This window comes from Heyndrickxia sp. FSL W8-0496 (assembly GCF_038007825.1).
GTDB classification, from domain to species: Bacteria; Bacillota; Bacilli; order Bacillales; family Bacillaceae_C; genus Heyndrickxia; species Heyndrickxia oleronia.
This window is the reverse complement of record NZ_JBBOXX010000001.1, coordinates 1,313,660-1,327,107: the sequence shown is the minus strand read 5'-3', so window position 1 is coordinate 1,327,107 and position 13,448 is coordinate 1,313,660. Positions and strand designations below refer to the sequence as shown.

Annotated in this window: 13 protein-coding genes; 1 reads left to right on the top strand and 12 read right to left on the bottom strand. The window is 34.5% G+C overall.

The genetic code is table 11. From position 1 onward, the window contains the following. Positions 1 to 116: 116 nt before the first annotated feature. The 6 genes from NST63_RS06540 to hprK all read right to left on the bottom strand — a co-directional run bounded on the left by NST63_RS06540 (position 117) and on the right by hprK (position 6,015). Positions 117 to 1,631 carry a tetratricopeptide repeat protein gene (locus NST63_RS06540; protein WP_341041631.1) on the bottom strand — a complete coding sequence of 505 codons (1,515 nt, stop codon included), beginning with the start codon at positions 1,629 to 1,631 and terminating at the stop codon, positions 117 to 119. A gap of 149 nt (positions 1,632 to 1,780) precedes the next feature. Next, complete coding sequence (locus NST63_RS06535) at positions 1,781 to 2,305, bottom strand: acyltransferase (RefSeq protein ID WP_341041630.1); 525 nt, start codon at positions 2,303 to 2,305, stop codon at positions 1,781 to 1,783. Beyond that, positions 2,305 to 2,955, bottom strand: coding sequence for a pyrophosphatase PpaX (gene ppaX / locus NST63_RS06530; protein ID WP_341041629.1), 651 nt, complete (start codon positions 2,953 to 2,955; stop codon positions 2,305 to 2,307). Before ppaX ends, NST63_RS06535 begins: the two co-directional genes overlap by 1 nt. 304 nt (positions 2,956 to 3,259) lie before the next feature. Continuing rightward, the gene (locus NST63_RS06525; protein WP_212944576.1) at positions 3,260 to 4,207 is read right to left on the bottom strand and encodes a nucleoside recognition domain-containing protein; all 948 of its coding nucleotides are present in this window, start codon (positions 4,205 to 4,207) and stop codon (positions 3,260 to 3,262) included. A gap of 24 nt (positions 4,208 to 4,231) precedes the next feature. Next, on the bottom strand, positions 4,232 to 5,041 hold the full coding sequence (gene lgt, locus NST63_RS06520; RefSeq protein WP_341041627.1) for a prolipoprotein diacylglyceryl transferase: 810 nt from the start codon (positions 5,039 to 5,041) through the stop codon (positions 4,232 to 4,234). Positions 5,042 to 5,076: 35 nt separating this feature from the next. Beyond that, on the bottom strand, positions 5,077 to 6,015 hold the full coding sequence (gene hprK, locus NST63_RS06515) for an HPr(Ser) kinase/phosphatase (protein WP_212944578.1): 939 nt from the start codon (positions 6,013 to 6,015) through the stop codon (positions 5,077 to 5,079). A gap of 394 nt (positions 6,016 to 6,409) precedes the next feature. Between hprK and NST63_RS06510 the strand changes: the two genes are divergently transcribed. Further along, the gene (locus tag NST63_RS06510) at positions 6,410 to 7,105 is read left to right on the top strand and encodes an N-acetylmuramoyl-L-alanine amidase (protein WP_212944579.1); all 696 of its coding nucleotides are present in this window, start codon (positions 6,410 to 6,412) and stop codon (positions 7,103 to 7,105) included. 135 nt (positions 7,106 to 7,240) lie between these two features. Here NST63_RS06510 and NST63_RS06505 read toward each other — a convergent pair whose 3' ends face one another. The 6 genes from NST63_RS06505 to NST63_RS06480 all read right to left on the bottom strand — a co-directional run bounded on the left by NST63_RS06505 (position 7,241) and on the right by NST63_RS06480 (position 13,376). Next, positions 7,241 to 7,594 carry a phage holin family protein gene (locus NST63_RS06505; protein ID WP_071977029.1) on the bottom strand — a complete coding sequence of 118 codons (354 nt, stop codon included), beginning with the start codon at positions 7,592 to 7,594 and terminating at the stop codon, positions 7,241 to 7,243. 176 nt (positions 7,595 to 7,770) lie between these two features. Beyond that, on the bottom strand, positions 7,771 to 8,904 hold the full coding sequence (locus tag NST63_RS06500; protein WP_212944580.1) for a DUF4097 family beta strand repeat-containing protein: 1,134 nt from the start codon (positions 8,902 to 8,904) through the stop codon (positions 7,771 to 7,773). A 20-nt stretch (positions 8,905 to 8,924) separates the two neighbouring features. Next, the gene (locus NST63_RS06495; RefSeq protein ID WP_058002877.1) at positions 8,925 to 9,239 is read right to left on the bottom strand and encodes a DUF4870 domain-containing protein; all 315 of its coding nucleotides are present in this window, start codon (positions 9,237 to 9,239) and stop codon (positions 8,925 to 8,927) included. A gap of 221 nt (positions 9,240 to 9,460) precedes the next feature. Continuing rightward, positions 9,461 to 10,261 carry a teichoic acids export ABC transporter ATP-binding subunit TagH gene (tagH, locus tag NST63_RS06490; protein WP_212944581.1) on the bottom strand — a complete coding sequence of 267 codons (801 nt, stop codon included), beginning with the start codon at positions 10,259 to 10,261 and terminating at the stop codon, positions 9,461 to 9,463. Between the two features lie 20 nt (positions 10,262 to 10,281). Next, positions 10,282 to 11,112, bottom strand: coding sequence for an ABC transporter permease (locus NST63_RS06485; RefSeq protein WP_212944582.1), 831 nt, complete (start codon positions 11,110 to 11,112; stop codon positions 10,282 to 10,284). A 146-nt stretch (positions 11,113 to 11,258) separates the two neighbouring features. Continuing rightward, entirely contained in the window at positions 11,259 to 13,376 is a 2,118-nt protein-coding gene (locus NST63_RS06480) for a CDP-glycerol glycerophosphotransferase family protein (protein ID WP_212944583.1), read from the bottom strand. Positions 13,377 to 13,448: the final 72 nt, after the last annotated feature.

The window sequence follows — 13,448 nt, the reverse complement described above, 5'->3', positions numbered from 1 at the left end:
TAGATGTAGGCAATGGCCTAGTCATAAAAGTTACACGCCTATACACATAGATGGTGATAGCATTCCCTAACTACTTATATCCTATAAGACAATGACGTTTCCGTCCATACATCTGCTTACTGGTAATAAGATCTGATAACTTTTGTATACTTTTGTAAAGTAGATGTTGATATTTTATATTTATTCGAGATTTCTGCTTGTGATTTTTTCTCATTTTTTAACTGGTGCCAAACATATTCTGTTGCAGCAGCAAATGCTTGTTGGTTAGAAAACTCTTGTCCTCTTTTTACCCCTTCGAGGAATATAGAAAACCACATTAGGAATAATCCAGATGAAACTGCACTAATTGGGTGATGGTTTTCATAGAGGATATTTGCAACATGATGTGCTTTAGATATTACTCCATCTGGATCAAATTGATCTTTTAGTTCGGAATCAAGTACATTGGCTAAATAAACCTTTTCCGTTAAAGAAAACTCTTCTAATGATTTAAAGTCAGGATGTCCGATCATCTCTTCTTTACGCTTAGATTTGGATAAAATAAAAATCCCAAATAAACGTTCTTCCATATATTCACTACGCAATTTTTTTATGGTAGAAGTGACATGATCCTCAAAACCTACATCAATTTTTGCTAGGTCATTCCACGGTTCTTGTCCTGCCTTTTCAGGATTTATTTCCACTACTTGTTTCCACGCATTCTTTGCCGTTTGTTCATGGCCAGTATAATGGGCAGACTGGGCTAACCAATAATAGTAACTAGAATCACCATCAAATCCGATTTTTTTCAACTTATTAAGCCATAGATAGGCCTGCTGATATCTCCCAATTAATGCAAATGTTGCACCAAGCTTGTACTGATGCTCTATTAGTATTGGTTGAACTTTTTCTAGACCTTTGAGCAAATCATCCAATTCAATATCTCTTCGCTGGTGATAGAGAAAAACTGCCAAATTGCAAATCCCATGTAAATTACCTGGATTCTTAACAAGGAGATCATCCAATACTTTGGCAGCCATCTCCATTTCACCAAGATAGAAATAGCCTAAAGCTAAATTATTATATGCCGACCAAAAATCTGGGAACTCTTGAATAACTCCCTTAAGAATTTCAACTGCTTTTTGAAAATTGCCTGATTCTAATAATTGCCGTGCTTTATCTTGCTTTAGAATCAATTCATCTTTTATAAAAAAAGAATCTTCGCCATCCTCGTCTTCAGTTCCAATAATATATAATAAATCTTCCGCATCTTCAACAAAATCGCCGTATGGATCGGCCTCTAAATAAGCAGTTACATGCTTATGAGCTTCATTAAATAGCCCAAGCTCAGCATAGTTATTTGCTAAAAAATATAAACACTCTGCCATACTTGGATCCAATTCATCAATAATACGTTTAAATAATTCATTAGATTGTTGATATTCTTCTAACTGCATATAGACCAATCCAAGCTGACAGGCAATCATCGGTTCGTAAGGATCTAAATGGACCGCACGCTCCAAATATTTTTTCGCTCCTGCCAAATCATGGCGATTAAATGCATTTAATCCTTTATTAAAATAATATTCTCCTGTCGGTATGAATGACAGGACTATTCCATTCTCCTGTCTAACCTTTGAGTCTTTTGCCATGATAGTCCCTCACAAATCGTACATAGTTAACTTCTGTAGTATAACATATAAACTAAAAATGATTAACAGGTAAACTAATTAAGTATAATGACAAAACGTTTCTTTCGCCTTTAGCTCAAGAAAACCAAGGAGGATTCCTTTTTAAAAGGTTATCCACCCTGGTTTTCATTTTTTTGACGTTCTATCATTTCTTCTTTTGTATAAATAATCCTCATCGGATTGCCACCAACAAATGAGCCTGAAGGGACATCTTTGTGAACAAGGGTCCCTGCGGAAACGATCGCTCCGTCCCCAATAATAACTCCAGGTAATATCGTTGTATTGGCACCAATCATTACTTCACTGCCTATTTTCACTTCACCTAGACGATATTCTTTTATTAAGTATTCATGGGCAAGAATCGTTGTGTTATAGCCAATCACAGTATTTTTGCCCACTGATATTTTTTCAGGAAACATAACATCCAACATGACCATTAATGCAAATGAAGTTTTATCTCCAATTTTCATTCCCAGGAAGTTTCGATAAAGCCAATTTTTCACAGATAGAAATGGTGTGTATCTTGCAAGTTGTATGATAATAAAATTCTTCACTACCTTTAAGAAAGGAACCGTCTTATATACATGCCATAATGAATTAGCACCAGTAACAGGATAACGGGTTGTCCGTCTCATTAAGCAGTCACTCCAAGAATCTTCAAGAGATCGGCCATTTCGTCTATGATATAATCCGGTTGAAAGCTCTCAATATACTCTCGTCCCTTTACAGACCATGCAACACCGACTGAGGCAGTTCCAGCATTCTTCCCTGCTTCAATATCATGATAATTATCGCCAACCATCATTGCCTCTTGTGGTGTAGAATTCAATAATTTTAAAGCTTTTTCAATTGGTTCCGGATGTGGTTTTTCATGCTCTACTTCATCTAATGAGATGATCACTTTAAAAAACGGATCAAGTTTCATTAGCTTCAAGCCCTTAATAACGGTATCTCTTTTTTTAGTAGATACAATCCCCAATTTATATCCCTTTTTATCCAAGGTTTTAATCGTCTTAAACACACCTTTAAATTCTTTTACCAATGAATCATGATGCTCGATGTTATAGGTACGATATTTTTGAATCATCTCTTCTGTTCGATCTTTGTCTATAGATGAAAAGGTAACAAACAGTGACGGTCCAATAAAAGGAAGAACATCTTCCCTTTTATAACGGTCTGGATAGTAACTATTTAATGTATGTAAAAATGAAGCAATGATTAATTCATTTGTATCGATTAATGTTCCATCTAAATCAAAAAGAATCGTTGTAATATGACTGTTCATAAAAATAATCCTTTCATTTTACTGAACTAAAAATAAAGTACTGCCGAGTGAAACGATCTGAAATTTTGCAGACATTCGTTACGTTACTTTAAAAGACTCCATTCTCAAGCCTAGTTATTTAGGTACATTTTAACTTAGAAATAAGGTTGAAAGTCTGTCCAATGACTTCATTCCACTGAGAAAAAAGCTTGTAAGCCCTCAACCTTTTATACTAGTAACTATACTATACAAAATCAGCCTTTTATAACAAGTGGTTTTTCAATAATCAGCGTACTGAATATCCACTACCATTTTTCTCTTCTATTTAGCTTTCAAGAGCACTAGAAGATTTATTTTTCGCGATCACTCTACGATTCCAAATGAATCCGATAATGACAGTTAAAAGAATCGCAGTAACCAATCGAATAAATAATAATGGTAGTACAGGAATCCCTAATGGAACAAAAATTAATGTATCCTCTACCACTGCATGACAGCCAACTAAAAAAATAAATGCAAGTGTAATATCTTTTTTGCTGACACCATCTTCTTTAACCGCTTGTATCATTACGCCCGCTCCATAGGCCAAGCCAAATAACAAACCCGCAGCTAGCGTAGTGGAAGTGTTTTCCCTCATTCCCAACATGCGTGTAAATGGAGACATTATTTTCGAAAACCATTGTAAAACCTTTAAATCCTTTAAGAGCTGGATTCCTACCATAAGAGGAATGACAATAATTGCTAGTTGATAAACACCTAATGCGGCTTTTTCTAGGGCATGTAACCCAATCTCCAAAATACCCGATAGCTGTTGCTCCTGTGGTGCTATCATTCCATAATGAGCAGTCTGTTGCCCTCCATGCCAGACAAGATTAATAATCATAGCTGAAATAAACGCTAATCCGACCCTAACAAGAATCATAATCCATACCTTTACTCCAACCTTAACGGCGACACTTGATTCAATTAGTAGATTATGAGCAAAGGAAAGCATCACAGCAATTGTAAATACTTCCTTTACTGTAAGTTCCACTGATAAAATCCCAGCTATTCCAGCATAAAGATTCAGAAAGTTTCCTAGAACAAGAGGAATCGCTGCATCACCAGACAATCCAAAAATCCCCATCAAAGGCGAGATTAGTTGAATAATCCAGGGTAGTACCGGGGTGTACTGTAAAATGGCAACGATTAATGTGACTGGAAAAATAATTTTCCCCAATGTCCAAGTTGTTTTAAGTCCTGACAATAAACCAGTTTTGAACGTTTGAACCATTAGCTTCTCTCCAGTGCCTAGTATTTAATCACGATAATGTTCTTTCGACATACCCGTAACCCTTCTACCAATCCATAGAACAAGGGCCGCAGCAATTAAAACGATGGAAATAACTTGAGCAATCCTCAAATTGCTTGTTAACATTAGACTATCAGTACGCATTCCTTCAATAAAGAAACGACCAATCGAATACCAGATGACATAGCTTAAGAAAAGCTCACCTCTTCTTAAATTTACTTTTCTGAGCATGATAAGTAGGATGAACCCCACAATATTCCATATGGATTCATATAAAAAGGTTGGATGATAGTAAGTTCCATCAATATACATTTGATTTATGATAAAATCAGGAAGATGTAAATTTTCAAGAAATGCTCGAGAAACTTCCCCACCATGGGCTTCCTGATTCATAAAATTACCCCAGCGACCAATTGCTTGTCCTAAAATTATACTTGGTGCTGCAATATCTGCTAGCTTCCAAAACGAAACATTTTTTATTCTTGAAAAAATAATTGTCGTCAATATTGCCCCAATCAAAGCACCATGAATGGCTATTCCACCATTCCATATTTTGATAATATCTCCAGGGTGCTGTGAATAATAACTCCATTCAAACAAAACATAATAAATTCTCGCGCAAATAATTGAAATAGGAATGGCCCAAATCAATAGATCAGCAAAAGTATCCTTATTTAAGCCGCGTCTTTCTGATTCTATCATTACTAAATAAAGGCCAAGTGCTATTCCTATACCTATTATAATTCCATACCAATGAACCTCAAGTCCCCCAAGACGGAGGGCAATTGGATTTAATGGCTTGATAGTTGACTCCATATGTAAATCTCCTTCCCTGGTACTTAATACTCCTATTACATTTCTTCACGATCCCCTTCATCGATAATTACATCGGCAAGACGATCAGTAAATTGCTGAGCTGCATTTACGCCCATTCGTTTCAGGCGAAAATTCATAGCTGCCACTTCAATAATAATGGCCAAGTTCCTTCCTGGACGTACTGGAACCGTTAGCTTTGTAATTTCTGTATCGATTATTTTCATTTTCTCCTCATCAAGACCTAAACGATCATAATGCTTACTCTGATCCCAAAGCTCAAGATTAACAACTAAAGTAATTCGTTTATGACTTCTTACTGCCCCAGCACCAAACAATGTCATTACATTAATTATTCCAAGTCCTCTAATCTCCAATAAATGCTCAATCAAGTCAGGAGCATTTCCTACAAGTGTATCGGTATCTTCTTGACGAATTTCTACGCAATCATCAGCTACAAGACGATGACCTCTTTTTACAAGTTCTAAAGCAGCTTCACTTTTACCTACACCACTTTTCCCTGTAATTAATACACCAACCCCATATATATCAACGAGTACGCCATGAACAGCAGTAGTCGGAGCAAGTTTAAATTCAAGATAATTGGTTAAATGACTAGAAAAGCGCGTTGTTTTCTGTGGAGTGCGCATCAGTGGAACAGAGTATTCTTCAGATGCTTCGATCAATTCTTCGGGAATTTCCATCCCTCTTGAGATTATTATTCCTGGAGTAATATCATTACATAATTTCTCAAGGCGAATCCGTCGATCCTCTGGATCTAATTTTTGACAAAACGTAATTTCTGTCATCCCAAGGAGTTGGATTCGATCTGCAGGATAATAATTAAAAAAACCTGCCAATTCTAAACCAGGGCGTGAGATATCACTAGTTGTAATCGGACGATGGATACCTTCTTCTCCACTAATTAACTCTAAATCAAATTTTTTTATAATATCCTCAACACGAACTTTTGCCAAAATGGCTCCTCCTTAATAATTTGAAATAAAAAGAAAAGCATCTTACTCAGCCCATACAAGTAAAAAAGGAAAAGCCGCATTTTATTATTGCCAAGGATTTCTGTATGTTGATTTCCTGATAAAGAGGCTATTTGACCTCGAGCGGCTAGACGATAGAGCTGGTCAGGACTGCATGAATAGTTGAAACTGTATTGAATTTTTTACTTCTTCATCTTATCAAGAAAAAACACATCAAACAGTTTTCTTTATTTTAGCATTATCAACCAACACAACACCACCCTAAATACATGATCATAAAAACAATGGTGTCGAATTAGACGAATGAAACATATATATAGGTAAATTATGAAAGGTTATGGGGAAAAGGAAAATTAGACACAGGGAGGAGACTATGATGAAGATTATGCTAGATGCTGGACATGGTCCAAATACTCCAGGAAAGAGAAGTCCTGATCAATTTAAAGAATTCACTTTTACCAGTTCAGTAGCTGATCACGCAAAAACTTTACTAGAAGCTTATGAAAATGTCACGATTTACTTTGCCCATTCTAAAAATGAGGATATCCCTTTAAAAGAAAGGACAGACAAAGCTAATCGACTGAATGTAAATTGTTATGTCGCCATCCACGCAAATGCCTTTGGAAATGGAACAACGTGGAATGATGCAAACGGAATTGAAACCTATGTTTATTTGTCAAAGCCGAAAGAAGCATTGGAGTTAGCAGAGCGGGTACAAAAAAACCTCGTAATTGCAACTGGTTTGACTAATCGGGGAGTCAAGTCAGCAGATTTTCACGTCCTACGAGAAACAAATATGACTGCTATTCTTGCAGAATGTGGATTTTACACAAATAAAAATGAGTTACAACTAATCAAAACAGACTCCTATCAAAAAACCTGTGCTGAAGCAATAGTCAAAGGAATTGTCGACCAATATAAATTAAAAAAGAAAAAAAAGACAACATCAAATCAAAAAACAAAAACCTTATACAAGGTTCAAATAGGAGCGTATTCAAATAAAAAGAATGCGGAAAAAATTGTAAAGGCCCTTCAAGAAAAAGGGTATGATCCGATCATTGTTAATGATTAAAATATTGAAGCACAATAAATCCAATGATTAGTTTTAAACTTAATCAAGATAGCAACAAGGTTTGAAAAGTGCGTTTATTAAAAAAGGGAGATGTCTTCTAATAGTCACCCCTTTTATAGACATCTCCCTCCATTATCAACGATCATTTTTATCAAAGACAGCTTTTTGAATAATAAGATTCGCAACAGACATAATGACGGCCACTATAAACGCAGTTCCAAAACCATCAAAATCAAATGAGTCACCCATAATTCTATCTGTCATTAATAATGTAAATGTATTTATGACAAACAGAAAAATTCCAAGCGTGAGAATCGTAATAGGAAACGTTAAAATAATTAAAATTGGTCGAACAAGAATATTTAGGATGGATAAAATAAAACTAGCAATGATTGCAGAACCAAAGCTTGAAACTTCAAATCCATCAAAATACCCTGCCATCGCAACAAATAAAAGGGCATTAATTAAAATACCTATTAACCATTTCATCGAACAACAACCTTTTCTTTTCTATGACTTTTTGGATTACATTTACATGCTTGTACATGCACTTATTATTATTCTATGCTAGAAAAATAGATTTATAAATAAAATTTTTAGTGGGAAGTGTCAAAAATATAAAGGGGGCCGACCCCGTATTAGACCCTCCCCCTTACTTAATGATTTTATTCCTTCTCTTCTTTTGTTTCATCTAATTCATTCTTTTGCACATATACTGTACCCGTTCTTGTCTCAGCAAAAAGATGAAGTGGTTTTTCCGTAAGACCTGAACGTTTAAACCTTAATTGCTTCAACATCACCTCTTTTTTCTCCTCTAATACATCCATATTCTCTAATTGTACTTTTACATTACCTAAGTTGGATTTACATTGTCCTTCAATCATTAAATCATCAGAAACATAAACATGAATATTTCCTGATACAGCTTTCATATGCAGAGTATCTGTTTCATTATTATTTAAGACACAGCTTAGATTCCCATTTAATGTTTGAAGATCGACCATATGGTATTTTCCTTCAACATCTATACTTCCATGCATCGTCTCAGCTGTTAATCGATTTGCCTTTGACTCTTGGATTAAAATTTTACCATTTGCTGTTTCCATATCCACTTTATCCGTTTCCACCTGTTTAAGATGGATTTTACCATTAGCCGTTTTTGCACGTAGATCCGTTACTTCTAATGATTCACCTAAAACACTACCGTTAAAAGCACGAATAGACGCTTTCTCATAAGTTGATCGTGGTACATAAACAACAGTGTCTACTTTCATCCATTTAGATTGTGTCGAGAATCGTAATAAACCATTTTCAAGATAGAAAGAGCTATTATCCATAAAGAAAACTCTTGCCTCATCACGGTTATCCTTTCGATAAACCTTCGCTTGGCATTCTACGCGAATGTCTGGTTGATCCCATGCTTTGACTTCCACATGTCCATTTGCAACATCAATATCAATAGTGGAAACTGTTGCATTTGCTTGTTGAAATACATGTGGAAACTCAACCGATTGATTAAACTGAAGATCAATATCCTTAATCTTTTTCATTGCAGAATTAACAAAATCCATGATTTTATCTTTCGCTTCATTAAACTGAGAGGAAAACTTTTCCTCGGAACTTTCATTTGTATTTTGAGACTGCTCTTCAAAATACGTTGTATGTTCTATTTTTTCCGATTCCTTCTGATCCTCTGTCTGTCTCTTGTTTTGGATTGAGTCTAATAGAACCAGAGCTTCTTCCGTTGTTAACTTTCCTTCCTTAACCATCTCAATAATTCGCTTTCTATTCTCTTGCATAAACCATTCCTCCTTAGTCATTAAAGTAATACCTTAACACCTCGATAAATATTCCAAATTACAATAAATAAACTGATGACTCCGAATAGCAGAAAGAAACCAATAAAAAATACAGGAAACCCTCCAATTGATAAAACCCCTATATCAAATAATACTGACAATATAACGATTGGAATAAAAATTACCGGAATAATATGCGAAATGATCGCACTCACTGCATGCCTTTTGACTTCTTTTTCATTACTGACAAAATAGACAATAAGCGGAAAAATAAAACCCGCAAAAAACAGACTAAAATAACATAAAGCAGCAAGTACTTTATTTGTAGAATCCATATTTACCAACTCCAATATTCATGTGACTATTATAAATACGATTATATGCTGCTTTAGTTTCATTAACTTATTCTTTTTTCATTTTCACATGAAAGCTATAAATATTCCTCGGTCTTAAGTTGGAGTTTCCGTAGGTTTATTAATTGATTTTTATTGAGCTAAAGACAAAATGGAGTAGTTCATTTAGGTATTCACCCTCCTAAATAAACTACTCCATCCATTTATTTCGCAGCTAGTTTACTTCGCTTCTCCAATACTAATTGCTTAAAATTCCTTTGCTCTTCTTTCGTCATTGCTTTGTATTCTTTTAGAAATTTTTCATATTGCGGAATGATTTCTTTAATTGTTCCGTATGCCTTTACTTCACCTGCTTCAAGCCAGAGAGCCTTTTGACAAAACTTTTTCACCTGTCCTATTGAATGGCTGATGAAGAAAATTGTTTTTCCTTTTTCCTTAAACTCATTCATTTTATCTAAACATTTATCAGCGAAGGTTTGATCACCTACTGATAATGCTTCATCAATCACAAGAATATCTGGGTCAATATTAACTGAAATGGCAAATCCTAGTCGCGATTTCATTCCACTTGAATAGCTTTTTACTGGTTGGTCGATAAATTTACCGATATCCGCAAAGTCAATTATTTCTGGCATTAATGCACGGATCTCTTTTTTATTAAATCCAAGCATTAAACATTTGAGTTCAATATTTTCTCGCCCTGTTAGTTGATTATTTAAACCAGAATTAATTGCAATTAGGGATGCTTGACCAACAATTTCAATTTTTCCAGAGGTAGGGGGAATAACACCAGTAATCAAATTAGATAAGGTCGATTTCCCCGCTCCATTCACACCAATAACTCCTATGACATCCCCTCGATCAGCTGTAAAGCTGATATTTTGCAGGGCATAGAAATTTTCACCATAACCATCTGGAAAGAGAATATCCAATAGTTTCTCTGAATTTTTTTTATACATTTTGTATTTTTTCACTACATGTTCAAAAACTACGGAATGACTCATTGCTCCATCCCCTTTTTCAATTATAGAAAATCAACAAAACGATCTCTAAATTTAATGTGTAAAATCGAACCTATGAATAGAAGAATAAATATAACCACCCAGAAATAAAGTGTATATTGCCAATGATCAATAGGGTACCAAGATAAACCTAGTATTGAAGCACGATATCCCTCTACTAAATAGTAGATTGGATTAAGCTTCATAATGGTTTGTATGATCGCTGGTTGCATATGGTAAGGTGGCCATAGTATTGGCGATAAATAAATTAAAATTCGTACTGTTGACGTAATAAGCATTTGAAAATCTCTTACAATTGTTGTTAATGTTGATGTAATAAGTGATAGGGTAACTAAAAAAATAACTGTTGCTATTATAAAATACGGTAGCTGTACATAATGAATATTAATAGGGTACCCAAGAAATTGAAACATTACAAGGATGACTCCAAGTAGCATTAAATGTTGATAAAACTTAGCAAATATCACATACGTAGGAATTACACTCATAGGAAAACTCATTTTTGAAATCATTTTAATTCGGGTATAAATGGACTTTGACCCCTGAGTGATTGCCTGATTGACAAAAAACCATACTACAATCCCTGATAACATCCACGGAAAATAGGGAACCCATTCATCGCCCATTTCCACGTTTCCACGTCCGTTACTATGAAAAATACCAAACCCAAATACAAACCAGTAAATGGATATTTGAATCATTGGATTAATAATTTCCCACATTATTCCTAAATAATGATTACGATTCGCACTTTTTAATTCATACACAGACAAACGTCTAACTAAATAAAAGCTTTTTATTTGTTCTTTAATAATAGTGATTATCGAACGCATAAAATAATCCTTCCTACAAATGGTATTAAATCTAAATAAAAGTTCAATCTCTTTTCTGTTCATCATTCTATACTTAGTGGTTCTATATGTAAAAAACGAATCGAAAAGAGATCGATTTCGATTCGTCGTCTATCTATTATAGCATGTTATTTTCCAAATACCGTTTCAACTACTTTTCTCGAGGATTGCCCGCTTTCTAAGTAGCAAAACTTCTGGTAAAAAGGTTCAAATGATGGAGGAAGTGTAAAGCCTTCTGTTTCAACCTTTTTAATTTCAGCAATGACTTCCTCGGTTGTTTTTACAAGTGGACCTGGTGCATTCTGTTCAAAATCAAAATAAAATCCACGGAGCTTATCTCGATAAGATTCTATATCATAGACATAAAAAATCATTGGCCTTCTTAAATTGCCATAATCAAAAAATACAGAGGAATAATCAGTAATTAATAAATCAGCAATTAAATATAATTCCCGTATATCTTCATGATTAGAAAAATCAAAAGCAAATCCTACATAAGGTGACAAATCGAAATTTTCCGCTACTAAATAATGCATACGTAAAATAACGACATAATCTTCCCCAAGTTCATTTCTTAGTAATGATAAATCGAGATCTAAATCAAATTTATATTTTCCTTTGCCATAAAACTGATCATCTCGCCAGGTCGGTGCATATAAAAGAACTTTTTTCTCCAGTGGAATACCGAAACGCTTTTTCAAATCAATCATTGTTTCTTTATTATTACTGTTCAGTAAAAAGTCATTTCTCGGATAGCCTGATTCTATCATTACTTTATCAAATTGAAAGGCTCTCCGGAAAATTTCGGATGAATATTCATTTGGTGAAACAAGGTAATCCCAATTGCTCGCTTCTTTAGTAAAGTTTTCCTTGTATTTTTGTGTAGATGTACCTGGCATATGCACTTCATCCATATCCGATGCCAAACGTTTAAGTGGAGTTCCATGCCATGTTTGTAAGTAAACGGTGTTTTTTGGCTTAGGTATCCATAATGGCATACGGCTATTCGTTACCCAGTATTTCGCTTGCGCGAGAGTAAAGAGCCATTTTACCGAAAATCTTCTAATATACTGAAGATCTCTTCCCTCAAAATTATGAACAAACTTTTTATTTGCACTCCAATACATTTTATAATGCGGATATTTTTCCTTTAAGTACTCATATAGAGCACGTGGATTATCGCTATATTGTTTTCCTAAAAAGCTTTCAAATACAATGACATTCTTTTTTCTTGGAAGATAACCAATCCATTTAAATGCTGTTTGATACATTTTCTTTGTAAGAGGATGACGGCGTATTTGAATGATCTTCCTTCTAATCTTTGATTTGATTTCTTGCTTCAGCTGATAATCCCCAATGGATATAGTCAAATACTTTGCTTTTTTGGAACGGCTTAATCGAATTTTTTTCTTCGCATGATCTGTTTTAATAATATTTAATTGAGCTGCATATTTTTTCTCAGAAACAGGAAATTTTAACGGATTACTGAGGAAGACTTGTGAACGGTTTTCCCCATAATATGTATACTCCACATAGATTTTTAAGGACTGATTCGTGTGAAAATGTCCAAAAAACTTCTTTAGGTCAATATTAATGTTAAAGCCCGCATGATCAAAGTTCCAATCATCATGTCCGTATTTTTCTGTTAAGTCCTTTCTCTCAACCGAATCGGGGACTAAATTTGTTTCAAATTCATCATCATTGCTTTTGATAACTATTTTCTTCTCTAGTTTTTCTCCTAATCTATCTTTATCTGGATAGATGGCAAATCCACTAAGAGAGAGGATTCCTTGCTCTGATAGTTCTGTATGGTCAACATGTGTGATCATTTCTAAATCAGTAAGTTTAATAGACACATTTCCTTTATGGGTTGTGTAGGGAATAAACACTCTTTCTTGTTCAGCATCTACTGAAAAGAGAGTTTCAAGCTCAGAATAATCACTGTGAACTCTAAATTTTTCCTGCTCCCCTTCAGCTAGTGTTCCAACATATAAATCCCAATACAAATCTCCAGTGAAGATTTCTTCTTTTCTAATTCTCCCCACAACTAGTACAAACTGATCCTGTTCACTTATTTTACGTAAGGGGAAGCTTTTCACTTGCTCAGTTTGTCTTTCGATTAAAAGTAAATAGCATTCCTGCATCGTTGCCATTTTTTCAACAGGGACAAGTATTTGTACGACCAATTGATCATCAGCATATCCTAGTTGTTTGAGTGTACATTTAACAGAACTTTGTACATTCATAAATGATGTATACTCCTCTCATAGCTGCGGTAAATTCTTTAACTTTATTTAAATATCATTATCATCATCTGT

Coding starts and splice junctions, on each gene's coding strand:
- NST63_RS06540 (WP_341041631.1), bottom strand. CDS start 1,631: ATGGCAAAAGACTCAAAGGTTAGACAGGAGAATGGAATAGTCCTGTCA.
- NST63_RS06535 (WP_341041630.1), bottom strand. CDS start 2,305: ATGAGACGGACAACCCGTTATCCTGTTACTGGTGCTAATTCATTATGG.
- ppaX (WP_341041629.1), bottom strand. CDS start 2,955: ATGAACAGTCATATTACAACGATTCTTTTTGATTTAGATGGAACATTA.
- NST63_RS06525 (WP_212944576.1), bottom strand. CDS start 4,207: ATGGTTCAAACGTTCAAAACTGGTTTATTGTCAGGACTTAAAACAACT.
- lgt (WP_341041627.1), bottom strand. CDS start 5,041: ATGGAGTCAACTATCAAGCCATTAAATCCAATTGCCCTCCGTCTTGGG.
- NST63_RS06510 (WP_212944579.1), top strand. CDS start 6,410: ATGAAGATTATGCTAGATGCTGGACATGGTCCAAATACTCCAGGAAAG.
- NST63_RS06505 (WP_071977029.1), bottom strand. CDS start 7,594: ATGAAATGGTTAATAGGTATTTTAATTAATGCCCTTTTATTTGTTGCG.
- NST63_RS06500 (WP_212944580.1), bottom strand. CDS start 8,904: ATGCAAGAGAATAGAAAGCGAATTATTGAGATGGTTAAGGAAGGAAAG.
- NST63_RS06495 (WP_058002877.1), bottom strand. CDS start 9,239: ATGGATTCTACAAATAAAGTACTTGCTGCTTTATGTTATTTTAGTCTG.
- tagH (WP_212944581.1), bottom strand. CDS start 10,261: ATGAGTCATTCCGTAGTTTTTGAACATGTAGTGAAAAAATACAAAATG.
- NST63_RS06485 (WP_212944582.1), bottom strand. CDS start 11,112: ATGCGTTCGATAATCACTATTATTAAAGAACAAATAAAAAGCTTTTAT.
- NST63_RS06480 (WP_212944583.1), bottom strand. CDS start 13,376: ATGAATGTACAAAGTTCTGTTAAATGTACACTCAAACAACTAGGATAT.